Source organism: Acetobacter senegalensis (assembly GCF_001499615.1).
Taxonomy (GTDB): Bacteria; Pseudomonadota; Alphaproteobacteria; order Acetobacterales; family Acetobacteraceae; genus Acetobacter; species Acetobacter senegalensis.
The window spans coordinates 1,184,230-1,206,170 of sequence record NZ_LN606600.1 but is presented as its reverse complement, the minus strand read 5'-3'; the positions used below and the strand labels follow the sequence as shown (position 1 = coordinate 1,206,170).

The 21,941-nt window shown below is 55.0% G+C and carries 20 protein-coding genes, 1 tRNA gene and 1 pseudogene; 8 read left to right on the top strand and 14 right to left on the bottom strand.

Going from position 1 to position 21,941, the window contains the following annotated elements; genetic code table 11:
- Nucleotides 1-13: 13 nt before the first annotated feature.
- Nucleotides 14-1,192 carry an anhydro-N-acetylmuramic acid kinase gene (locus ASN_RS05345; RefSeq protein WP_407922301.1) on the bottom strand — a complete coding sequence of 393 codons (1,179 nt, stop codon included), beginning with the start codon at nucleotides 1,190-1,192 and terminating at the stop codon, nucleotides 14-16.
- Entirely contained in the window at nucleotides 1,189-1,530 is a 342-nt protein-coding gene (locus ASN_RS05340; RefSeq protein ID WP_231948388.1) for a DUF6476 family protein, read from the bottom strand. Before ASN_RS05340 ends, ASN_RS05345 begins: the two co-directional genes overlap by 4 nt.
- Before the next feature lie 114 nt (nucleotides 1,531-1,644).
- On the opposite strand from ASN_RS05340, the gene ASN_RS05335 reads away from it, so the two are divergent.
- On the top strand, nucleotides 1,645-2,367 hold the full coding sequence (locus ASN_RS05335; RefSeq protein ID WP_330937320.1) for a DNA-3-methyladenine glycosylase I: 723 nt from the start codon (nucleotides 1,645-1,647) through the stop codon (nucleotides 2,365-2,367).
- Between the two features lie 72 nt (nucleotides 2,368-2,439).
- Here the strand turns inward: ASN_RS05335 and ASN_RS05330 are convergent.
- From ASN_RS05330 to ASN_RS05275, 11 genes and pseudogenes are all read right to left on the bottom strand, one after another.
- Nucleotides 2,440-2,847: pseudogene (locus ASN_RS05330) on the bottom strand (cupin domain-containing protein); the annotation flags it as partial.
- 27 nt (nucleotides 2,848-2,874) lie between these two features.
- Nucleotides 2,875-4,485 (bottom strand): IS66 family transposase, encoded by a 1,611-nt coding sequence (gene tnpC / locus ASN_RS05325; protein WP_058986868.1) that lies wholly within the window; start codon nucleotides 4,483-4,485, stop codon nucleotides 2,875-2,877.
- A gap of 63 nt (nucleotides 4,486-4,548) precedes the next feature.
- Nucleotides 4,549-4,896, bottom strand: a complete 348-nt coding sequence (gene tnpB / locus ASN_RS05320) for an IS66 family insertion sequence element accessory protein TnpB (protein WP_010510701.1) — start codon at nucleotides 4,894-4,896, stop codon at nucleotides 4,549-4,551.
- Nucleotides 4,893-5,252 carry an IS66-like element accessory protein TnpA gene (tnpA, locus tag ASN_RS19185; RefSeq protein ID WP_058986867.1) on the bottom strand — a complete coding sequence of 120 codons (360 nt, stop codon included), beginning with the start codon at nucleotides 5,250-5,252 and terminating at the stop codon, nucleotides 4,893-4,895. The genes tnpB and tnpA overlap by 4 nt, the downstream gene beginning before the upstream one ends.
- 93 nt (nucleotides 5,253-5,345) lie before the next feature.
- Entirely contained in the window at nucleotides 5,346-5,615 is a 270-nt protein-coding gene (locus ASN_RS05310) for a hypothetical protein (protein ID WP_058987424.1), read from the bottom strand.
- A 426-nt stretch (nucleotides 5,616-6,041) separates the two neighbouring features.
- Nucleotides 6,042-7,214, bottom strand: a complete 1,173-nt coding sequence (locus ASN_RS05300) for a hypothetical protein (RefSeq protein ID WP_058987422.1) — start codon at nucleotides 7,212-7,214, stop codon at nucleotides 6,042-6,044.
- Nucleotides 7,215-7,288: 74 nt separating this feature from the next.
- Nucleotides 7,289-8,029 carry a pyridoxine 5'-phosphate synthase gene (locus ASN_RS05295; RefSeq protein WP_058987421.1) on the bottom strand — a complete coding sequence of 247 codons (741 nt, stop codon included), beginning with the start codon at nucleotides 8,027-8,029 and terminating at the stop codon, nucleotides 7,289-7,291.
- Nucleotides 8,026-8,997: a 4-hydroxythreonine-4-phosphate dehydrogenase PdxA gene (pdxA, locus tag ASN_RS05290; protein ID WP_058987420.1), complete on the bottom strand. Its 972-nt coding sequence runs from the start codon at nucleotides 8,995-8,997 to the stop codon at nucleotides 8,026-8,028. Before pdxA ends, ASN_RS05295 begins: the two co-directional genes overlap by 4 nt.
- A 12-nt stretch (nucleotides 8,998-9,009) precedes the next feature.
- Nucleotides 9,010-10,407, bottom strand: a complete 1,398-nt coding sequence (locus ASN_RS05285; RefSeq protein ID WP_058987419.1) for a dipeptidase — start codon at nucleotides 10,405-10,407, stop codon at nucleotides 9,010-9,012.
- Nucleotides 10,408-10,513: 106 nt separating this feature from the next.
- On the bottom strand, nucleotides 10,514-11,176 hold the full coding sequence (locus ASN_RS05280; RefSeq protein ID WP_058987418.1) for a hypothetical protein: 663 nt from the start codon (nucleotides 11,174-11,176) through the stop codon (nucleotides 10,514-10,516).
- Between the two features lie 57 nt (nucleotides 11,177-11,233).
- Nucleotides 11,234-11,740, bottom strand: a complete 507-nt coding sequence (locus ASN_RS05275; RefSeq protein WP_058987417.1) for a protein-export chaperone SecB — start codon at nucleotides 11,738-11,740, stop codon at nucleotides 11,234-11,236.
- 206 nt (nucleotides 11,741-11,946) lie between these two features.
- Here ASN_RS05275 and ASN_RS05270 point away from each other — a divergent pair, with 206 nt between their 5' ends.
- The 6 genes from ASN_RS05270 (at nucleotide 11,947) to ASN_RS05245 (ending at nucleotide 18,070) form a co-directional block, all read left to right on the top strand.
- Nucleotides 11,947-12,294: a lipopolysaccharide assembly protein LapA domain-containing protein gene (locus tag ASN_RS05270; protein ID WP_058987416.1), complete on the top strand. Its 348-nt coding sequence runs from the start codon at nucleotides 11,947-11,949 to the stop codon at nucleotides 12,292-12,294.
- Nucleotides 12,294-12,998 (top strand): orotidine-5'-phosphate decarboxylase, encoded by a 705-nt coding sequence (gene pyrF, locus ASN_RS05265; protein WP_058987415.1) that lies wholly within the window; start codon nucleotides 12,294-12,296, stop codon nucleotides 12,996-12,998. Before ASN_RS05270 ends, pyrF begins: the two co-directional genes overlap by 1 nt.
- Nucleotides 12,998-13,660, top strand: a complete 663-nt coding sequence (locus ASN_RS05260) for a phosphoribosylanthranilate isomerase (RefSeq protein WP_058987414.1) — start codon at nucleotides 12,998-13,000, stop codon at nucleotides 13,658-13,660. Before pyrF ends, ASN_RS05260 begins: the two co-directional genes overlap by 1 nt.
- A 65-nt stretch (nucleotides 13,661-13,725) precedes the next feature.
- Nucleotides 13,726-13,816: transfer RNA gene (locus tag ASN_RS05255), tRNA-Ser, on the top strand.
- 373 nt (nucleotides 13,817-14,189) lie between these two features.
- Nucleotides 14,190-16,118: a hypothetical protein gene (locus tag ASN_RS05250; RefSeq protein WP_058987413.1), complete on the top strand. Its 1,929-nt coding sequence runs from the start codon at nucleotides 14,190-14,192 to the stop codon at nucleotides 16,116-16,118.
- 26 nt (nucleotides 16,119-16,144) lie between these two features.
- The gene (locus ASN_RS05245; protein WP_082666587.1) at nucleotides 16,145-18,070 is read left to right on the top strand and encodes a toll/interleukin-1 receptor domain-containing protein; all 1,926 of its coding nucleotides are present in this window, start codon (nucleotides 16,145-16,147) and stop codon (nucleotides 18,068-18,070) included.
- 106 nt (nucleotides 18,071-18,176) lie between these two features.
- Here ASN_RS05245 and thiC read toward each other — a convergent pair whose 3' ends face one another.
- On the bottom strand, nucleotides 18,177-20,042 hold the full coding sequence (thiC, locus tag ASN_RS05240; RefSeq protein WP_050942330.1) for a phosphomethylpyrimidine synthase ThiC: 1,866 nt from the start codon (nucleotides 20,040-20,042) through the stop codon (nucleotides 18,177-18,179).
- Nucleotides 20,043-20,445: 403 nt separating this feature from the next.
- Here thiC and ASN_RS05235 point away from each other — a divergent pair, with 403 nt between their 5' ends.
- Nucleotides 20,446-21,933, top strand: coding sequence for a sugar porter family MFS transporter (locus ASN_RS05235; protein WP_058989140.1), 1,488 nt, complete (start codon nucleotides 20,446-20,448; stop codon nucleotides 21,931-21,933).
- Nucleotides 21,934-21,941: the final 8 nt, after the last annotated feature.

The following is a 21,941-nucleotide window of genomic DNA, read 5'->3' as shown; positions in this document are numbered from 1 at the left end:
AACCACCCACCCCTCAGGTTCTGTGTGCCATCAGTCTGGCACAGGCTTCAAAACGGGATGGGGCAAGGCTGCCACAGGTAAGCCCTCCGCCCGTCAGGGGGCGCGGCACGCCCGTAGTGGTGGGCAGGGAGAGGGGAAGCCCCAACAGGCTACGCGCGGCCAGAAAGCCAAAACATTCGGCTTCCAGCGCATCTCCATCCCACCCCAACGCTTCAACCGGCTGTACGGTGCCTGCCACCCTTTGGCGCAAGGCGGCCATCAGTGCCGGGTTGTGCCGCCCTCCGCCACAGACAAACCACGCTTGGGGAGCTGCGGGTAACGGCATGCGGGCCACAGTCTCGGCGGTGAATGCCACTAATGTTGCGGCACCATCCTCAGCGCTAAGGCCCGCCAGATAGTCCAGCCCTTTATGGAAGGAGAGTCTGTCCAGAGATTTGGGCGCAGGACGGCTGAAAAATGGATGGTCCAGTAACCGTTCCAGTACTGCGGGATTGACCGTACCACGCAGCGAGAGGGTGCCGTCTTGATCGTATCGCTGACCCGTGTGCTGGAAGGTCCAGTCATCCAGCAGGGCATTGCCGGGGCCTGTATCACAGGCCAGCACGTCTCCGCTTTGGGTCAGGAGTGTCATGTTGGCGACGCCGCCAATATTCAGCACAGCTACGGGCGCGGGCTGCCCGTGTAGCAGGGCGGCGTGATAGAGGGGGGCGAGAGGTGCGCCTTCTCCACCCGCCAGCACGTCCGCGCTGCGGAAATCATGAATGACAGGCGTGTTTGTGGCAGCTGAAAGCTGGGCGGCATCTCCAATCTGCCACGTGCGGCCCGGCTCATGCAGAATGGTCTGTCCGTGGAAGCCGATCAGGTCAGGCGTTATGCCGCCAGCCTTGTCACACAGGGTAAGAACAGCCTGAACATGCACGTCTGTCAAAGCCTGTTCGGCAGCCAGCACCTGCGCATCCTGCGCGTTGCAATGCGTCGCCTCATCCAGCAGGGCCCGCAACCGGGTGCGGAGGGCAGGCGAATAAGGGAGAGTGAGGGCTGGACCGTGGCTGAAAATCTGCGTGCCGTCTGTGGTCAGTATGGCGGCATCCACACCATCCAAGGATGTTCCGCTCATCAGCCCCACAGTTATCAGCCGGGGAGCTGACGCGTCTGGCGTGGTGGGGGTGGCCGGAGCGCTGGCGTCTGTCATGGGACGGAGGGAGTGGGGAGGATCAGGCCGGACCGCAGGCGGTGCGTGCTTACCTGCCACAGCAACACCTTATCCTGTCCGTTTTCCGACACATGCAGGGCCAGAAGATCATCCTGCACACGGGTCATGCTCAACAGCCGTGTGCCGGGCGGCAGCGTGACTGGCCCTTGCGCGTCCTCCTGCAAGGGAACGCTGGCTGGCAGGGAAGGGTGCGTGGGGCCGGCATTCATACGGTGGAGAATGACCCATACAAGGGTAATGGTACCAGCAATAATCAGAATACCCATGCCGATAACTGCAGCCAGCAGAGCCTTGGGCGTGCCCGGTGTTTCTTCCACAATCTCTCCTGTCTTTTCTCTTTTCTGCCACCCCGTCATGCCAGAATCAGGGTGTGGCAGGGGATTATGAGTGCCTTTTCCGTAATCCGGGTGCAAGGGGGAGGCGGGACTTGTATGCTTTTCCGCAGCCTCCAGCTTGGCGACAGATGTCAGGCGTGCAGGAAGCGGCTCCTGCCGCTGATTATGGTGGGGGAGGCAGAATGGTTTGGCGGGGGCGTAATGTCTGATCTGATGGCGGGCAAAATGAGATGTGATGACGGCTATAGCCGGTGCCTGTGGGCGTGTTCAGATCCGCTATTGCAACAGTATCATGATACGGAATGGGGCGTGCCCGAACGCAATAGCCGCGCCTTGTGGGAAAAACTGATGCTGGACGGGTTTCAGGCCGGTCTGTCATGGCGGCTTATTCTTGCCCGGCGGGATGCATTTCGGGCTGCTTTTTCCGGCTTTGTACCGGAACGTGTGGCCGCCTATACCCAGCAGGATGTGGAACGGCTGGTGACAGATGCGCGGATTATCCGCTCCCGCGCCAAGATTGAAGCCGTGATAGGGAATGCCCGCGCCTATCTGGCCATGCAGGATAAAGGGGAAGAGTTTTCAGATTTTGTCTGGGGTCTGGCGGGAGGGCGGAGTGTAGCGGGGGATGGCAGTGGCACGTCCACACGGTCCACGTTGGGGGACACGCTTTCCGCCGCCTTGAAAGAAAGAGGCTTTCGTTTTGCGGGGCCGGTTATTGTGCATGCGTGGGCGCAGGCGACAGGATTGATCAATGATCATCACGCATCCTGTTTCTGTCGGCCAGTTTGCGAGAAACAGGCGGCACTCCTCAACGTCTAGAGGGAGGCTGCACAGGATATTCCCTCTGTCCTCCACTCTTGGTATGTGAAAAATACTGTCTGGGTCGGGTGTTTACTGAAAGCGGCAGGGCTGGCCCGCGGTGGGGGCTTCATTTTCAAGCTGCACGACCAGCAACGTCACGGGGCCATCTCCTACATTTCCGGCCAGATGCCCTTTATGGCCTGCACCGTCCGGGCGGGAGAGTTGGTCTTCGCCCAGAGAAATGTCTCCCGGCCCCATTTCTACACGTGTGCCGTCCATGGCTTCTACAAACCATGTGCCTTTTAGCGGGATGATCCATTGCACCTTGGGGTCTGGATGCCACACGCCATTCCAGTGGGGCGGCTGAATGGTGGAGATCACTTTGGCCTTGCCGGTGGAAAGCAGATCCTGCCATTGCGGCCCGGCCGGAGGAGACATGGATTTGAGTGCATAGGTGTGGAAGGTGCATTTTGTCATGTGGCTGACACCACGCGCATCGTAACCGGCCGTTCTGTGCCGCCTTGATTATGCGGCCTTTTTGTGAAGCGTATTCGCGGGTTGCCAGTTCCATGGCAACAATTCGTGGAGGCGGTTGATCTTGTGTTCGTTGATGCGGGCGAGAACATCGGCGAGGTAATCGTGCGGGTTGAGGCCTGAAAGTTTTGCGCTTTCGATAAGCGTCATGGCATCAGCGATGTTGTCGCCCCCGGCGTCTGAACCGGCAAACAGATAGTTTTTCCGCCCGACGCATACCGGTCGTATGGCCCGTTCGGCAGGATTGTTGTCGATGGCAACACGACCATCTTCGAGGAAGAGGGTAAAGGCTGCCCACCGGTTGAGCGCATAACGGATTGCTTTTGCCAGTTCCCCCTTGCCAGGGATACGGGCGAGCTGTGTTTCGCACCATGCGTGGAATGCTGTGACACGAGGGCGGCTTTTTTCCTGTCGGACAGCCAGACGATACGGAGCAGGAGACCCGGTGAGCTGCCGCTCGATATCGTAGAGTTCCCCGATCTGCTCGAGTGCTTCCCTTGCGATTGTCGAATCACTGCCCTTCCAGACATCATGGAAGGCCCTGCGGAGATGAGCCCAGCAGGCCGCTTCGCGCACATGCACGGTTCCCGTTGCATCGGGTTTATACAGATCCCTGAACCCCGCGTAGGCGTCAGCCTGCAGAATGCCCCGGAACTGTGCCAGATGGGTCTGGGGATTGATCCCCTTGCGATCGGGAGAGAACCAGTAGGCCACGGCGGGCGGATCACTCCCGCCCCAGGGGCGGGGATCGCGCAGATAGGTCCAGATCCGCCCTTCCTTCACACCACGTGGTTTCCCAGCCTGGCGCAGACGGGAATCAAGAACCTGGATGGGTGTATCATCGGCATGCAGCAGGTCTGCCTTTACGACATCCTGACGGATCAGATCTGTGAGAGGACGCAGAACGGCAACGGCCTGACCACACCAGTCGATCAGGGTTGAACGGGGAATGTCCACACCCTGACGGGCAAAGATCTCGTTCTGACGATAAAGCGGGATATGGTCATCGAATTTCGAGACCAGGATATGGGCCAGAAGCCCGGGGCCAGCCATCCCCCGTGGAACAGGGCGCGACGGTGCTTCAGGCTGCACCATCGTTTCGCAATGGCGGCAGGATTTCTTCAGCCGTGCCGTTTCGACAACTTTCAGTTTTGCCGCAATAAAGTCCAGTATTTCGGTGACATCTTCGCCTACAAGACGCAGAGGACCGCCACAGGCAGGACAGGCCTCACCCGGGTCGAGAACAATACGCTCCCGTGGTGTCGTGTCAGAAACCTGTGGTTTGCCACGCTGCCGTGGGGGAGAGACTGCATCATCGCTGACATCATGCTCCCTGATATCAGGAGAAGGATCGGCTGCCGCGATGGCGATTTTTACATCTTCAAGGAGCAGTTCGAGCTGTTCAATCTCACGGTCTATCTTTTCTGAACTGGCCCCGAATTTCTGTTTCTGAAGGCGTGCGATCCGGATTTTGAGAGACTGGACAAGAGCCTCATACGCACGGGCCGACGCAGAAAGCCGGGCCACTTCGGTCTGCAGGGAAACAATCATTTCCCTCAGGATATCCGGATCATCAGGCAGGACCACGGGTGCAGGCGTCATTATGAAAAAATAGCAGAAAATCTAAGAAAATTCAAAAGGTTCTACACGATCACGCCATAAAAATCAGGCTACGCGAGACGGTGGTGCAGACCAGGAAGGGCGTCTCCACTCCATGCCTTCCCACAGCATGGCCATCTGTGCTGTCGTCAGGCGTGCAACGCCCTCTGCCGGAGACGGCCATGGAAAACGTCCCTTCTCAAGCACCTTGTAATAAAGACAGAACCCCTGACCGTCCCACATCAGAAGCTTGATCCTGTCGCCACGGCGACCACGAAAAGCAAAGAGCGCCCCTGATGTCGGGTTCTGACGCAGCACGTCCTGTGCCAGTGCTGCCAGACCCGATATGCCCTTGCGCATATCGGTCACCCCGCAGGCCAGATAGACACGCACGCCGTTGCCCACGCCAATCATGCCGTCTCCGCAATCTGGATGACCCGGGCCAGAAGATCTTCGGCAGGATGTCCCGTCACCCTGATACTACGGCCATTGCGCAGCACTATGGCCAGTTCGTCAGGTCCACCGCCAGATGTCACAGCAGGTGTCGTCACTGAAGCAACAGGAATAAACGCCACAGACTGATCTGGCGAAGATAGTCTTTGACGGAATGAACTCCGCCATTGGTAAAGGTGTTGGCGGGTCAGGTCATGCCGACGTGCCACATCCGATACACTCGCTCCATCCACACCAACTTCAGACAGTATCGCCAGTTTGCGTTCATCCGACCAGCGGCGACGGCGTTCAACACCAATCAGGATTTCCTGGGCCATTCTTACCTCTCAAATGACGTCAATAACGACGTCGTTAACGACGGTAAGTTACCAGTCACAATCTTTAATCATAAGGCGGCCTCAAACGGCCGGTTACCGCGCATCCGTCCAATTGTGCCAGTAGGATGCCTCCGGCGTGTTTCGGCTGTAGGACGTGGCCGCAGCGGGTTCTGCTGCCCGTGTGGCCGGAGAGTTACCCCATAACAGGACGCCAGACAGAAAGGCGAGGGCAAGAGTCTGTTCAAGGCGGAAGGCCATCTCTGTTGTTCCCGTTCTGTGTGGCGTGTTTGTCTTTTGTAACGGAAAAAGCAGGAGGCAGTTGCCCGGCAGGCCATAAGGCAGCCATGCGGGGACGTCAGTCATGGAAACGCGTTATGCGCGACATTCAGCTTGCATGGCACCGTTTACCGTCCAATCTCGTGCCTCGTGCCTCGTGCCTCGTGCCTCGTGCCTCGTGCCTCGTGCCTCGTGCCTCGTGCTACAATTGGTGTATAGGATAGTGTAGTATTAATTATTGATCTAAAGTATAATTGTTGGTCGTTATAAATAACATATTTTTCAAAACGAAAATTATTATTCAATGCCTATCCGTTTTTTCTAAATTATTTCTTGTTAATAAAACAAATTTTTTTATTACGGTAATCAATATTAATGTTGGCAAGTTTCAACATATCCCTATTTATAAAAATATAATCTTTTCCGCCATTTTTATTCACGTATATAGATCCGATCTTTCCAAAGAAATTTTTCTGCAATATGAGGTCATTTTTAGAACGATATTCTATCACATCAATATTTTTTTTCTAGGAATGTATCGTATTTTACATTCTTTCCTTGTTTTGTGAATTCTTTCTTGCCAAAAATAAAGACGATCGGTGTTATATTGTTATCTAGCAATGATGTATGTTTATCAAATGCCATTCCTAAATCAAAAATAATATCATTGTAAAAAACGTGATCAATATAAGATGATATTCTTGGAGAAGAATATATTCCATTTAATGTAGACCCTTCTAATAAATTATATTGGCATGAAATATTTCTTCTATTTAAATATATGTTTTTACTATCTATTTTGATGGTTTTGAACAATCTCAATAAGTTTTCTCCAACAATTATGTTATTAATCCCTTTGGAAATTTGTACGAGAAGATTTTTTACGCGCACATTCCCAATTATTATACTATCCACCTGCGCTAAATATGATTCTTTTATGTTACCAAATACATCAGAAATTTTTGATTTTCCTATAATATGAACATCAGATCTGTTCAAAAATCGTTCTGGAAAAAAACTTATATAAAGTCCCGTATCTAAAATGGATGTCTCTTTATCGTTATTTACATATATATCAAAAAAAATATGATCATCACCTTTAATGTTTTTTATATCTAAAACAGTTCCTTTTATGCCTTCTAAGTAAGTATTGTATACGTTTCCATACGATACGAAAAAATTCGCTGGCAATAACTGTCCAAAATTAATAGATTTCCCGCCGATAATTTTGTTTATGACGTTAGTTTCTTCATATATTTCTTGTGACAACGATACCCACATCTTAATTTTATTTTGCTGCATGTAATTCCCAGCCAACATAGCTTGAGATAATAATACTGATAATGTTAAATTTTTATTTTTATCGTAATCATTTATTATATTTTGAAGATATCGGTTGGATTCATCTATATCACCAACAACTCTAGCTTTAGCTGCGTAAGCTAAGTTTCGACTAAATGTAAATTTCGAACTTTCAACAACCTTTCCAAGCGAGCGATCATCTCCGTTTTGTAAAAATTCAATAATGTGATCTGGGAGTAAGAAAGAAAAATTTTCTTTCGCATTTTCAGGCACATGCTTAAAAAAATCTAGGAGAGATTGATCTATATCTTGTGAGTATCCGGTTTCAATATTTAATAGTGAAATTATAAAAATAGTTACTATTTTTATAGGCAAAAATCTCATTTTGCCCTCCCAATTTTTATTGTAATCAAGATAGATTGAACTTTTGTTGAACTGCTGCCCTCAGGCGTGAGCGGCTATGATGCTGCGCGAGACGCCTGGTGGATACGGCGTTTCATTTCCTCGATAACGGATGGCAGGCCGTCAAAAATGGCCTGCCCGATCAGGAAGTGTCCGATATTCAGTTCACGGATTTCAGGAAGAGCTGCAACCGGGCCAACGTTTTCAAATGTCAGCCCGTGCCCGGCATGTACTTCCAGTCCGGCGGCATGGGCCTGCGTGGCGGCAGCGCGCAGGCGGTCCAGTTCACCCACGCGGCCTTCCGCATACGCGCCGGTGTGCAGTTCCACCACCTGAGCGCCAGCCGTGACGGAGGCTTCTACCTGCGCTGGGTCTGGGTCAATGAACAGGGAAACCCGAATTCCCTTGCTGGCCAAAGCGCGTACGCGGGGTGTCAGGCTTTCCAATTGGCCTGCAACATCCAGCCCGCCTTCGGTTGTCACTTCCTCACGCCGTTCAGGCACAATGCAGCAGGCGTGGGGCACAAGCGCGCAGGCCAGTGCAACCATTTCATCCGTTGCGGCCATTTCCATGTTCAGCGGGGCAGAAAGCTCCGTGCGCAGGCGTTTGAGGTCCGCATCCCGGATATGGCGGCGGTCTTCGCGCAGATGGGCGGTAATGCCATCGGCCCCGGCCTGCACGGCCAGCAGGGCGGCGGCTACCGGGTCAGGGTGGGTGCCGCCGCGGGCGTTGCGCACAGTGGCAACGTGGTCAATGTTCACACCAAGCCGGATAGGGGGGCGGGTTGCTGTGGTCATGCGGTCTTCTTTCTGTTTTCGCTCAACTGCGCCGCCAGCCGCAGGGCGGCCAACAGGCTGGAGGGATCAGCCAGCCCCTGCCCGGCAATATCAAAAGCCGTGCCATGGTCAGGGGATGTGCGGATAATGGGCAGGCCAAGCGTTACATTCACGCCTTCTGCCATATCCAGTGTTTTTAACGGAATCAGCCCCTGATCATGATACATGCACAGGGCAACATCATATTTTGCCCGCGCCCGTGGGGTGAAAAGTGTATCCGGCGGGTAGGGGCCGGTAATGTCCATACCTTCAGCCCGCAGGGCGGTGATGGCGGGCAGGATGATGTCCTGTTCCTCAGACCCCATCAGTCCGTTTTCTCCGGCATGGGGGTTCAGCCCTGCAATGGCCAGACGTGGGGCCGAAAGTGCAAAATCACGTTGCAACCCTTTTGCCACCGTGCGGGCTGTCTGCATGATCAGGTTTGTCGAGAGCTGATCAATGGCTTTGCGGAGCGCTACATGCACCGTAACCGGCACTACCCGCAGGGATGGGCCAGCCAGCATCATTACATCCTGCCCCGGCACTCCGCACAGTTCCGCCAGATAAGATGTATGGCCGGGATGCGCAAAGCCGGTTTTCTGCACCACTTCCTTGCTGATGGGGTTGGTGACGACCGCACTTGCCGCACCATCCAGAACAAGGGCTACGGCTTTGGCAATGCTGTCTATCACGCTGGGCGCATTGCGGCTGTCCGGTGTGCCGGGTATGGCTGGCGCGGCCAGACCCAGCGGCAGAACCGGAATGGCGGAGGGAAAAACCGCTTCCGCCTCCGCAATGGAGGAGACCACCTGCACGGGGGCGGTACCTTCCAGCAATTCTGGTGCGCCCAGAAACACAAACGCAGGCCCACTGTGGCGTACTGTCTGCCAGGCTTTGACGGTAATTTCCGGCCCGATGCCTGCCGGGTCTCCCTGTGTCAGAACCAGCATGGCGTTTTTTCCTTACTGTGGGGCGTTGCCGGTCAGCGCATAAAGAACGCGGATCCAGGAGCGGATACCTTTGTGAAAACAGGTGAGATCATATTTCTCGTTGGGAGAATGGACCCGATCGTCTTCCAGACCAAAACCGATCAGCAGAGAGTCCATGCCCAGAGCCTGCTGCACTTCGGTCACCACGGGAATGGAGCCACCGCAGCCAATAACGGCGGCAGGGTGTTGCCATTCTGCTTCCAGTGCGGTCAGGGCCGGGGGCAGGAAGGGCATATTGGCGGAAACAATGCTGGCGCGTGAGCCACCATGCGGCACAAACTCGGCTGAGCAGTCAGCTGGCAGGCGGGCCTGCACATGGGCGCGGAAGGCTGCGCGAATTTTCTCAGGGTCCTGATCACCGACAAGGCGGAAGGAAACCTTGGCCATGGCCTTGGAGGGGAGAACGGTCTTGAACCCCTTTTCCTCATACCCACCGCTGATCCCGTTGATCTCGCAGCTCGGGCGGCACCATGTCTGTTCCAGTGCGGTGTAGCCAATTTCGCCAGCAGGCAGGCTCAGGCCAACCGGGGCCAGACCTTCCTGATCCGTGGGGCCAATCTTGCGCCACAGGGCGCGGGTTTCTTCCGGAATAACCGGAACGCCCTCATAAAAGCCCGGCAGTGTCACGCGGCCGGTGGCGCCGTCACGCAGATCGGACAGGATATCGCACAGGAGTTGGATCGGGTTGCGCGCGGCGTTGCCATACATGCCGGAGTGCAGATCCCGGTTGGCGCAGGTTATGGTCACTTCTTCCCCCACCATGCCACGCAGCATGGTGGTAATGGCGGGCATGCCACGTGCGAGCATCCCGGTGTCACAGATCAACGCGACATCGGCTTTCAGTTCGTCACGGTTGGCTTCCAGAAACGGCAGCAGGTTCACGCCGCCAGATTCTTCCTCGCCCTCAATCAGCACAGTCACGGAAAGTGGCAACGTGCCATCAGCAGCCTTCAGGGCGCGGCAGGCTTCAAGGAAGGTCATCACCTGTCCCTTGTCATCCGCAGCACCTCGGGCCGTGATTTCCATGTCGCCCGTGGGGCCTTTGACCATCACGGGCTCAAACGGTGCGGAATGCCACAGATCCAGCGGGTCTACCGGCTGAACGTCATAATGCCCGTAAAACAGAACATGGGGTGCGCCCTCGGGGCCTTTGACGTGGCCCACAACCATCGGGTGGCCGGGGGTTTCACGCACGCTGGCCTCAAACCCGATTTCCTTCAGAGTGTCCACCAGCCATTCTGCGGCTTTGCGGCAGTCTGGCGCGTGTTCGGGTTGGGTGGAGATGCTGGGGATGCGCAGCAGATCAAAAAGACGGCTCAGGCTGGCGTCCAACCCTGTGTCTGCCTGCGTCAGTGCGGCCTGTACGGTCATGTGCGTAACCCTCTGTTTCTCAATCCTGGTGCGTGGAGAAAAGCATCTCCGCCACTTTACATCCTGTTACAGAGTGCAATCCCACGAATAGGGCGGAGAGAAAAGGTCAGAACCCGTTTGGCGTGAAGTCTGCCAGAAACTGATAAAGCACGTTGGGCATGTAGCCATACTCAACCATCATCACCGCGTTGGGGTTCATCCGTGCATACCATTCGGGGTTGAAATGCTCGGAAAGAACAACATGGTTCGGCAGGGTTCTGTCTGTGTGCAGGAACTGCCGGAAAGGAGGCAGAGGCTCATCTGAAGCCTCCGCAGGGCAGTTTTGAAGATAGACATCAGGGTTGAAGAATAAATGACCTGATCGTTTTTCCTGATCCCCTACGCGCAGATAATGATCATACCCGTTGGCAAAGCCCTGGCTGGCCAGAGCCTGCGCGTTCGCGTCTGCAAAGCGGGTGGTATAGTAGCGTTCAGAGAACAGATAGTGTGGAGACTGTGTTTTGAACCCGATCTGACAGTAATGTTCAAAACCGGAGCGATACTGGCCAGAGGCAAGGGCTTCCTGTGCTTCCCGGCAGTTCCGCCGGTACCATTCCTCATCAAAATAGCGGTTGGGGGAATGGCCGGAAAACGCGCCCTGGCTTTGATACCATATGGCCAGATCCTCATCCGGGAGTGTGGCGGCATCGCCCAGCACATCCTTGTATTCCTGCCGATACCAGACAGGGTCAAACGCCTGCCACAGAGGGGGGAACTGGGCTACTGTCATCACACTGCTTTCCGGATACTGAACAAAAACCGCCGGGGCATTAAGGAAGGAAAAGGCTCAGACTTCTGCGCGGCGATTACGCCACAGTTGCGCAAAATCAATCTGCTGAATCACAACGGGCAGGAAGCCAGCTTCACGGCTGAGGGTCGCCAGCACATGGCGCGCACCCGGAAACAGCAGGCGCGGCGCTTCTATTAGAAGAAGCGGCTCAAAGGTTTCTGCGGTGGAATTCTGCAGCGTAAAGAGACCAGCGTAGGTCAGGCTGGCTTCAAACAAGGGTGTGGGTTGTTCACCGTTATTACCGACCGCAGTCTGGCCACGGCATTGCAGAACAAGCTCCACCTCAAAGTTCGGCTGGTTTTCCCCCAACTGGTGGGCGCGGACATCAACCGCGATGGCAATGTGCGGGCGTTCCTGCGCGCGCATGTAAACAGCCGGCGCGTTGACCGTCTGGAAGGTGACGGTCTTGCTGTATTGTATGCCCATCAGAATGGTGGGATTGCCCCGGCCCGTATTCATGCCGCCATCAACGGAGTCTATCGTGTGTTCGTTATGATCGGACATGTGGGGCAGGAACTCCTTATGATTGTTTGGCTTAAAGCTGAATGCGAAAGAAAATTTCAGTGACTGATATGTCTGGCAGCAGTAACAGATTAGCTCTGGATGTGCGAGACCCCACCTTGGTGTTTTGTCCTGTGCGCAGGCGGGCGGGTCATGGCGGAGCCTTGATAGTCCTTGCTCTTCCAGCAACGTGAGGGTACCACAAAACCATGATCAGACTGACTGTTGTTATCCCGTTTTTGCTGGCGCTTGTTGTCTTCAGCGCCAGTAATCAGGACCCGCTGGATATGTGGTTGCTCACATATAGCTGGAAATGTTCTGCAGGTGTTCTGGCGCTGATTGTCGCTGCCGTCGCCTTTATCATGGGGGCTTTCTGCCTCTGGGCGGCTGAACTTGTGCAGCGCCGCCGGGCGCGCAAGGCTGAACAACGGGTGCGTGAGCTTGAAGCCCAGCTTGCCCAGGTGCAGGCGGCCTCTGCCGCAACCCACGTGGTGGAGCATCCGCAGGGCGCTCCGACTGCTGCCGTTATTCCTCCTCCTTCTGAAGATTCCATTTAATGGCACGTCAAACCGGGCTTATTGCCGCATTGGACACACAGGACCCCGTCACAGCTAAAGCATGGGCGCAGGCGGTGGGTCCTTCTGCCGGGGCTGTCAAACTGGGGCTGGAGTTTGCCTATGCGGCGGGCTTTCAGGCTGTCGCGGATGTTGCAGGCAGCACGCCTTTGTTCCTGGACCTGAAACTGCATGACATCCCCAATACGGTGGGTGCTGCTGTTCGGGCACTGTCTTACCTGCGACCCAGAATGCTGACCCTGCATGCGTCAGGCGGCAGGGCCATGATGGAAGCGGCGCGTCAGGCGTGTGATGAAGCATTCCCGGCTGATGCCCGGCCAGTTCTTCTGGCCGTAACAGTGCTGACCAGCCTTGATGACCACGCTCTGGCAGAAACGGGTGTGACGGATGGCGCGCGGGCGCAGGTTCTGCGCCTTGGTAAACTGGCCCTGCAGGCCGGTATAGACGGGCTTGTCTGCTCAGCCCATGAGATTGCACCCCTCCGCGATGCGTTGGGAGATGCTCCCTTGCTGGTAACGCCGGGTATCCGCCCAGCGGGGAGTCAGGCAGGGGACCAGAAACGCGTCATGACGCCCGGTGAAGCGCGTCAGGCCGGGGCCGACTGGATTGTGGTCGGGCGTCCCATCACGCAGGCGGCGGACCCGGCCGCAGCGGCGGCGGCAATCGCGGCAGAACTGGCTGGGTAATGGCGCAACCGCCGGGAGACACGATGCCGCATCGGGGCGTGAAAATCTGTGGTCTGACAGAGGAAGCGGGTTTTGATGCCTGCGTGGAGCACGGAGCCGACTGGATCGGCTTTGTCTTCTTTGAGCGCTCCCCCCGCAATATCACGCCCCAGCAGGCGGACCGCCTTTCCCGTCGGCATGCAGGTGGCCCAAAAAGGGTGGGGTTGTTTGTGCATCCAGACGATGACACGCTGGCCCGTGTGCTGGATGGTGTGAAGCTGGATATCCTGCAACTTTATGCCTCACCGGAGCGGGCGTTGGCACTCAGCCAACGGTTGGGCGTGCCGGTCTGGCTTTCCCAGCCTGTATCCAGCCGTGGGGAACTCCCGACAGGTTGCCTGGTTGACCGGCTGTTGATCGAGCCAAAGCCGCCTGCACAGGCCACCCGACCGGGTGGCAACGCCCAGAAGCTGGACTGGTCCATGCTGCACGGCTGGCATCCGCCTTTTCCGTGGATGCTGGCGGGAGGGCTGAACCCGGAAAACGTGGAAGAGGCCGTGACTCTCAAGGGTGCGCCAGCCGTGGATGTTTCGTCCGGTGTGGAAAGCGCACCGGGCGTTAAAAGCCCCGAGGCCATAAAACGCTTCATCCAGAATGCCCGGAAACCACATTTTTCCGTTTAAAACGTGTGAGGGGGAGAATTTCCTCTTGCCAGTTTCGCTGATCTTGCTATTACCACACCCGCGCCGGAGAGATGGCCGAGCGGCTTAAGGCGCACGCTTGGAAAGCGTGTGTACGTTAATAGCGTACCGAGGGTTCGAATCCCTCTCTCTCCGCCACGATACGATTTCCCAAAAAGTAACTATTTTAAGCAAGCGCAAATGCGCTCGAAGCTTCTATACGGATGTCTCGCTGGACCTTGTTCCGTTACAGCTGCAGTCACCTGTGGGGGCGGGGCAACAGTAATCAGAATAGTTTGCGTTATTCATTCTGTTATTTTCAGACAAAATTTCATTTTTCTTAGCTTTTATGTGCAGGTTTTGTTTCTGTTCTGGGGCAGCCTTTGTCTGTACAGGCCGGATGTTCCTCGAAAAAGCGCGAGAACCACTAACATCCGATGCTGTGTTTTGATAAGGATGCAAAGCGCATTATTCTCTATTACGGCGCGTGTCATTTGCATGTTCGGATATATTTAAGGAAAGAATAGAACACATGCCTGCTCTCCCTATTCTTGTTGGTGTTTCAGGCCATCGGAACATTCATCCTCAGGCGCTTGTACCGTTGCGGGAGCATATTTCTTGCGTGCTGAGAGCCTTGCAGGCACTTTATCCTACTCATTTACAAGTGATGACTGCACTCGCTGAAGGTGCGGATCAGGAAGTGGCAGATATTGCTGCCCAGCTTGGTATTCCGGTGGTTTGTATTCTGCCCATGCCCATAGAGGCTTACCGTTGTACCATGGCACCTGAGGCTCGTGAGTGTTTTGACCGTTTATATGCCGGTGATAACGTGAGTTTGCGGTTTACTCTGCCGCCCGTTCAGGCCGCTAATGGTGATCCGGCGGCAGAAGATGTTCTGCAATATGAGCAACTTGCCATTCTCCTGAGTCGGCAAAGCCATATCCTGCTGGCGCTATGGAATGGAGAGGATAATGATTCTGCTGAGCAACGACCCGGCCGCCCTCGGCGGGCAGGACGTGGTGGAACCGCTCATACCGTAGCTATCCGGACGCATGGTGAATATGTTGAAGTTGCTGCTGCCAGTGTAACAGGTAGCCGTCTGTTCGCGGAGCGTCTTCCACGTCTGGAACTGGCGCGCTGCGGTCCGGTTCTCCACCTGCATACGCCCCGGGCGACAGATTCCAACCCGGAGCCCGAAACAGCGGGAATGGCGCGGTGGTGGAGTGATATGCCCGCGGACGATCTGACCCGTAAATACAAAAAACATGATGTGAGGTATTGCTGGCAATCCCTTCCGTCCGGACTAACACCCGCCGAGTGGGAAAAGACTTTAAAGCTTCTGGCCCCCAAGGATTTTGATGCGGTTGTGCTGGCCAGCAATGCCTTGCAGCACACTGGCCAGACGCACGCCAGATTATGCATGACCAGTGGGGTTTATCTTGGGCTTGAAGAGGAAACCCAACCTGACCTTGAGCGAGTAAGGACACTCTTTGGTCAAGCAGATACGCTGTCTTTTATTTCACAGCAAAAGCTGTTGGGGGACTGGGTGCCAGGCATGCGGCCGCGCGCCCGTACGGAAGGCAGGAGGCAATTGGGCGCATTGTTCTGGTTTGCACTTGCTATTCCGACAGGTGTTTCACTTTTTGAAACCTATTGTGAATACGGAAAACCCGTAGGCCTGCTGCTTGCTTATGCTGCTGTGCTTGGCTTGGCGTTTCTGTATTACAATATTCGCGTAAAACCTGGAAAATGGCAGGAGCTTTATCAGGATCATCGTGCTCTTGCCGAAGCCTTGCGTGTGCAGTTTTACTGGTCTGCTTCACAGCTTCCTCTATCTGTATCAGATAATTATCTGCGGCAGCATGAAGGCGAACTGGGTTGGATTCGTCTGGCCTTGCGAGGACCGTCCCTATGGGCGATGGCTGCTGCATTGATGCACAAACAAACACCACGCAAGGCCATTACGCACATATGGATGGATGGCCAGAGGAACTATTTCCAGAATCGTCTCAAATCGTATGAGAAAATGGCCAGTCGTCTGAAGATGATGATTCACACGACCATAGGGGTACTGTGTATCTGTATCGCTGCGCTGGCGCTTGCTCAGCTTTTATGTGGTGGGGCATTGCCGGAAAGCGTGCCGGAATCCCTGCGTGAACTTCCTTCCGTATTGATTGGTGTTCTGCCTGCTATCCTCGTTTTTTTTCTGACCTTTCAGGAAATGCGTCTGCTGGAGGAACATATTCACGCTTATGATCAGGCGGCAGGCGTGTTTGAGCACGCGGAGCATCAGGCGCGTGGAATCAGGCACGCGCTGGCGCAGGCGCATGAAGAGGACCGAAAGGTTTTGGATGATGAGTGGAATGCACTCATGATCACACTGGGAAAAGAATCTCTGGCAGAGAATGCAACGTGGGTTCAGGCGCATCGCAGCCGTCCCATCACGGCCAAGATGGGCTGAACTCCCTTTTGAACGTATCATTACAGATGACAGATAGGCAGAAGATTATGAATGGTCTTGTTTTTCTCAGCTATTCTTCAAAAGATGAAGATTTTGCAAAAAAGCTTGTAAATGACATTGAAAAACGTGGTTTGAAATGTTGGATGAGCTGCCGGGATATTTTGCCGGGAGAAGATTACCAAAGTGCCATTGTCAATGCGATGGAGCGTTCTGTGGCAATGCTGCTTCTGTTTAGTGGAAACGCCAATCGTTCAAAGGAAATAGCCAAGGAGCTGGCTCTTGCCAGTTTACGGAATAAACCCGTTATCCCGGCACGTATTGAAGATATTTTACCGACTGGGGCATTTGAGTATCAGATGACCAATGCCCAGTTTATTGATCTGTTCCGTAATTATGGGGATGCCCTGGATCGGCTGTGTGATGCGTTACGCCGACAGGCAGGCCTGCCGGTAGTAGAGGCAGAAGGTTCTCCTTCTAAACGGAATACGCGGACTCTCCTTCTGGGAGGCGGGGCCGCTGTTGTTATTGCCGCAGGGATTGGCGCCTCGGTCTTTTTGCATAAACCGTCCGGCGCACCTGCTGCAATGTCATCTTCAGCTGTGCCGGTGGTGTCTGAGGCCCCTAAAATAGCGTCTCTCTCCTCGCATCAGGAAGAAACGAAGTCTACTTCAGGCTCTGAAAAAGCCACGCCAGCTCCACAGCTTCCTGCTGTGAAGAAAGAAGAGGTAGCATCACCGCCTGTTCAGGCTGCGGCACCTGCGCCATTTCCTGCGCCTGCACAGCCAGTTGAAGCACCTTCCTCAGTGAGCCAGAAGGATAACGCAGATCTTGCACCATTGGTGAAGCAGTTGGCGAGTATTGATCCGAATATGCGAGTTTCTGCTATTGAACGGGGGCTGACGGATAGTGACGGCAAGCTTTCTTATGATCAGGTCACGCAGCTTCTGCATGGCACGCGTGAAGGAAGTCGCTCACAGATTATCCGCATGCTTGTGCCGTCCGTGCAGGCCCCTATACCGGTACCAGTTGCTTTGTCTTTTCTGCAATCCACTGATAATTTCCGCGAAAACAGCATTGAGGTGCTGGATCAGTATCTGCCCGATTCCATTGGTGGAGATGAGGTGATCGCTTTGTTGGGAGGGCTGGAACAGGGAAACCGTTATCAGGCTATCAGCAAGCTGAATGACCATATCCAGACACCGCTGACTACAGAACAGGCTTTACGGATTCTGCGTGGTACTGAAGGCTTCTGGACCCAGGGTCTTGAGAAGATATCGTCCAAGCTCGCAAAACCTGTAGCTCCGGCGGATCTTGCGCGTCTGCTTGGAGAAACCCAGCAGGGAAACCGTTTTCAGGGGTTGAAGGCTCTGTCTGTAGCAATGCCTGAAACAATGACCGTAACGGATGTTAATAAACTTCTTGATGGCATGGAGGGTTTTAGAAGCTCTGCGATCGAGTTTATGGCCCGGCGGCTGGAGCGTGATGTATCCCCCACGGATATGGCCAGTCTGCTTGACGGCACGGAGCAGGGAAATAGAATTAACGCCTTGAAAGCTGTTGCTTCCCATATGAAAAAGGGACTGCAAGGCACGGAGATGGTGCCTGTTCTGGAAGGTATGGAAGGGTTCTGGGAAAATGCAGTTTCCACCATACGGCCCAATCTGGGGAAGCCACAATCTCAGGCATCTTTGTTGGCGCTATTGGGCAATACGTCACAAGGGCAGCGATTTGAAACCCTAAGGGATCTACGTGCTTTTCTGCCGAACCAGATGTCCGCTGTCGATGTGCAGGCCCTTCTGCAGCAGACAGACGGTTTTTATGAGCAGGCCCTGGAATTGCTGCTTCCAAATATGCGACCGCCGAGTTCGGAAGAAATCGCGCAACTGGTTGCGCCCATTAGTGCATCATTCCAGAGTGGACAGATGATGAAGAGGCTACGCGATATTCGTTGATCTAACCACTATGCCTCGGGCGATATGGTAGAGCATTGAAAGCTTTATCATATCGCACTGAAGCGCAAAAATTCCTCACCCGGCGGACCGGGTGAGAAAGAGCTGGTTATTCGGCTGGAACGTAAACTTTTCCGCCAGCTTCACGGAATTCCTTGGTTTTTTCTTCCATGCCGGCCAGCCTGATTGCATCTTCTTTCAGGTCCTGGCTGATCCGCATGGAACAGAATTTCGGCCCGCACATGGAGCAGAAATGCGCTGTTTTATGCGCTTCACGCGGCATGGTTTCATCGTGATAGGCGCAGGCGGTATCCGGATCGAGCGAGAGGTTGAACTGGTCTTCCCACCGGAAGGTAAAGCGTGCGCGGCTCAGGGCGTCATCCCGCAGTTTGGCGGCCGGGTGGCCTTTGGCCAGATCCGCCGCGTGGGCTGCAAGACGGTAGGTGATGACACCAGTTTTCACATCATCCCGGTTTGGCAGGCCCAGATGCTCCTTGGGGGTGACGTAACACAGCATGGCGGTGCCAAACCAGCCGATCATGGCCGCTCCAATGGCGGAGGTAATGTGGTCATACCCCGGTGCGATATCTGTGGTTAACGGGCCAAGCGTGTAGAACGGGGCTTCTCCACATTCCCGCAACTGCTTGTCCATGTTTTCCTTGATCTTGTGCATGGGCACATGGCCCGGCCCTTCGATCATTACCTGACAGCCTTTTGCCCACGCGATCTGTGTCAGTTCGCCCAGTGTTTCCAGTTCGGCAAACTGTGCGGCGTCGTTTGCATCGGCAATGCTGCCGGGGCGCAGCCCATCACCAAGCGAGAACGAAACATCATAGGCCCGCATGATATCGCAGATTTCTTCAAAATGCTCATACAGGAAGCTCTCACGGTGGCCGTTCAGGCACCAGCTTGCCATGATGGACCCACCACGGGAGACAATGCCCGTTACGCGGTTGGCGGTAAGCGGCACGTGTTGCAGGCGTACACCGGCATGGATGGTAAAGTAGTCCACGCCCTGTTCCGCCTGTTCAATCAGCGTGTCACGGAACACGTCCCAGCTCAGTTTCGCAACATCCCCGCCTACTTTCTCAAGTGCCTGATACAGCGGCACGGTGCCAATGGGGGTGGGGGCGTTGCGCAGAATCCAGTCACGGATGTTGTGGATGTTGCGGCCCGTTGAAAGATCCATCACCGTATCCGCACCCCAGCGGATGGACCACACCAGCTTTTCCACTTCGTCCGCTGCAGAGGACGTGACGGCGGAGTTACCGATATTGGCGTTTATTTTCACCAGAAAGTTGCGGCCAATAATAACGGGTTCAAGTTCCGGGTGGTTGATGTTGGCGGGAATAATGGCGCGACCGCGGGCAATTTCTTCCCGCACAAATTCCGGGGTGACAAATTCGGGCAGTGCTGCGCCAAAGGAATTGCCATCCTGAAGGCGTTCGGTTGCACCTTCTGCTGCTTTCAGGCGGCCCAGATTTTCACGGTGCGCCACATAGATCATCTCTTCCGTGATGATCCCGGCCTTTGCGAATTCATATTGCGTGACCATCTGGCCATCAGCCCCCTTCAGCACACGGTGCGGAGCAGGGCAGGGGGCGACGAGATGATCGCCAGAAGCGTTGCCGTTGTCTTCGGGGCGCACTTCACGCGGGGCAATGGGGCTGAAGCCACGACGGGCCAGCCAGGGGGTGCGCACTTTGGGCAGGCCCTGCCGCACGTCAATCTGCTCTTCCGGGTCTGTGTAGGGGCCGGAGGTATCGTACACGCGCAGTGGCGGTTCATTAGCGGAAGGATCAAGTGCTATTTCACGGAATGGCACGCGAATATCCGCGTGGCCTTCCGGGCTGGAATACACTTTGCGAGACCCCCGAATGGGGCCTGTGGTCACATGGCCCGGTGCGGGTGCCGTCGTGTTGGCCGGGCGTGGGTTGCCGGTATGGGTACGCTCTGAAGTTGTGGCCTGGGTCATAACTCTCTCCTCAGCCAGAGGAGGACGGGGGCAGAAGAGGCTTCCACGGATGTAGGGAGCTCGCGCGCTCTTCTTTTGCACCAGTCCCTCCGCCGGTATTAGCCGGATCAGGTTCCCCGCCAGCGGCATCATGCATGCTGGCGGCAGGGTCGCCACGCCGTTGTTCTGTTTCCAGAATACAGTGGCCTCTCAGTTCCTTGCCGGAACCCCCCTTGGTCAGAAGAATGAGATAGCTTTTCGCGTTTTCCTGTCAAGGGAATTCGGGACCTGAGGCGAAAGCGGCCTCATACTTCTGCGTGTGAGGTGGAAGGGGTGGAAGAGATTCAAACACACCACTGTAACATATTTAATAAAAAAATGTAATTTCTATGCAACCGTTGCGAGATTGTGGCATTATGGTGCCATGATAGCAGAAAAGAAACGTGCTCAAGAAGCAATTGCGAATGTTGAGATTTCGCCAAACGCCCATCGTGTCTTGTGGATGGCCGCTATAGTTGCCGCCATATGCGGTGGATTATACGGTTATGACACTGGCATTATTTCCGGTGCTCTTCTTCTTATCACCAAAGACTTTCATTTGACTTCCAGCCAGGAAGAAATGGTGACCTCGGCCATCCTTGTGGGGGCGGTGCTGGGGGCGCTGAGCATTTCCTACCTGTCCGAGCGTTTTGGCCGCCGCGCCACTGTTATGGTGGTGACCGCTATTTTTGTTGTGGGCGCGGTTGCGTGTTCCTACGCGCCAGACATGACAGCACTTGTCATTGCCCGCGTTTTTCTGGGGCTGGCGGTTGGTGGTGCAACGCAGGTGGTGCCAACCTATATTTCCGAGCTGGCGCCAGCCAGCAAGCGCGGCAATCTTGTCACGTTATTTAACGTTGCCATCGGGGTTGGTATTTTTATGGCCAACCTTGTGGGCTTTACCATGCGTGATGCGTGGGGATGGCGGCCCATGATCTCCGTGGCGGCCGTGCCTGCGGCTTTTGTGTTCGTCTGCATGTTCTTTCTGCCCAAAAGCCCGCGCTGGACGGCAGAAAATGAAGGTCTTGTCTCCGCAGTGGAGCAGTTGAGCCGTGTGCGGACTTCCCGCAAGGCCATCCGGCGGGAAATTCGGGAAATTCATGAAAACACCGCCAGCATGGATGAAGATGAACGGGGCTGGAAAGGGCTTCTGCTGCCATTTGCCCGTCCGGCGCTGATTGCGGCCCTGGGTATTGCCTTCTTCACACAAGCAGGGGGGCTGGAGATGATGATCTATTATGCTCCCACCTTCCTGTCTGATGCCGGGTTTGGCAATTCTGCCGCCCTGCTGGCCAGCCTTGGTATTTCCATTGTCTATCTGGTCATGACCCTGCTGGGCTGCCTGTTTGTGGATAAAATTGGCCGTCGTCGTCTGGTGCTGATCATGGGGCCGGGCTCCGTTCTCAGCCTGATCGGGCTGGGCATTATGTTCGCTATCCATCCCGATAAAGGTAGTGTCGGCAGTTGGGTGACCATTGGCTTCATGTTGCTGTTCATGATGTTCAATGCTGGCGGCATTCAGGTGGTTGGCTGGTTGCTGGGGGCCGAACTGTTCCCGCTCCCCATGCGGGCTGCGGCCACCAGTGTGCATGCTGCTGTGCTGTGGGGGGCTGACCTTCTGGTAACTGCCACCGCACTGACCCTGGTGCATCTGGTGACACTGGGGGGCACCATGTGGGTCTATGCGGGGGTCAATCTGGCATCTGTGATCTTTGTGTATTTCTTTGTGCCAGAAACGGCCGGAGCCACGCTGGAAGATATTGAGACTGCCCTGCGGCGTGGAGAATTCACCCCCCGCCGTGGTGAAGACCCGCGTATCCGCTCCTATGATGAGGAAGAAGAGGAAGAGGCGGGTGTGTCTTCCGCAGCCTGACGCAGTCT

Bases quoted from the DNA above. Each gene is read 5' to 3' on its own strand.
- ASN_RS05235 (WP_058989140.1), top strand. From the start codon at position 20,446: ATGATAGCAGAAAAGAAACGTGCTCAAGAAGCAATTGCGAATGTTGAG.
- ASN_RS05250 (WP_058987413.1), top strand. From the start codon at position 14,190: ATGCCTGCTCTCCCTATTCTTGTTGGTGTTTCAGGCCATCGGAACATT.
- ASN_RS05335 (WP_330937320.1), top strand. From the start codon at position 1,645: ATGCTTTTCCGCAGCCTCCAGCTTGGCGACAGATGTCAGGCGTGCAGG.
- ASN_RS05310 (WP_058987424.1), bottom strand. From the start codon at position 5,615: ATGACTGACGTCCCCGCATGGCTGCCTTATGGCCTGCCGGGCAACTGC.
- tnpC (WP_058986868.1), bottom strand. From the start codon at position 4,485: ATGACGCCTGCACCCGTGGTCCTGCCTGATGATCCGGATATCCTGAGG.
- pyrF (WP_058987415.1), top strand. From the start codon at position 12,294: ATGGCACGTCAAACCGGGCTTATTGCCGCATTGGACACACAGGACCCC.
- ASN_RS05270 (WP_058987416.1), top strand. From the start codon at position 11,947: ATGATCAGACTGACTGTTGTTATCCCGTTTTTGCTGGCGCTTGTTGTC.
- tnpA (WP_058986867.1), bottom strand. From the start codon at position 5,252: ATGGCCCAGGAAATCCTGATTGGTGTTGAACGCCGTCGCCGCTGGTCG.
- tnpB (WP_010510701.1), bottom strand. From the start codon at position 4,896: ATGATTGGCGTGGGCAACGGCGTGCGTGTCTATCTGGCCTGCGGGGTG.
- pdxA (WP_058987420.1), bottom strand. From the start codon at position 8,997: ATGCTGGTTCTGACACAGGGAGACCCGGCAGGCATCGGGCCGGAAATT.
- ASN_RS05275 (WP_058987417.1), bottom strand. From the start codon at position 11,740: ATGTCCGATCATAACGAACACACGATAGACTCCGTTGATGGCGGCATG.
- thiC (WP_050942330.1), bottom strand. From the start codon at position 20,042: ATGACCCAGGCCACAACTTCAGAGCGTACCCATACCGGCAACCCACGC.
- ASN_RS05295 (WP_058987421.1), bottom strand. From the start codon at position 8,029: ATGACCACAGCAACCCGCCCCCCTATCCGGCTTGGTGTGAACATTGAC.
- ASN_RS05345 (WP_407922301.1), bottom strand. From the start codon at position 1,192: ATGACAGACGCCAGCGCTCCGGCCACCCCCACCACGCCAGACGCGTCA.
- ASN_RS05245 (WP_082666587.1), top strand. From the start codon at position 16,145: ATGACAGATAGGCAGAAGATTATGAATGGTCTTGTTTTTCTCAGCTAT.
- ASN_RS05285 (WP_058987419.1), bottom strand. From the start codon at position 10,407: ATGACCGTACAGGCCGCACTGACGCAGGCAGACACAGGGTTGGACGCC.
- ASN_RS05300 (WP_058987422.1), bottom strand. From the start codon at position 7,214: ATGAGATTTTTGCCTATAAAAATAGTAACTATTTTTATAATTTCACTA.
- ASN_RS05280 (WP_058987418.1), bottom strand. From the start codon at position 11,176: ATGACAGTAGCCCAGTTCCCCCCTCTGTGGCAGGCGTTTGACCCTGTC.
- ASN_RS05260 (WP_058987414.1), top strand. From the start codon at position 12,998: ATGGCGCAACCGCCGGGAGACACGATGCCGCATCGGGGCGTGAAAATC.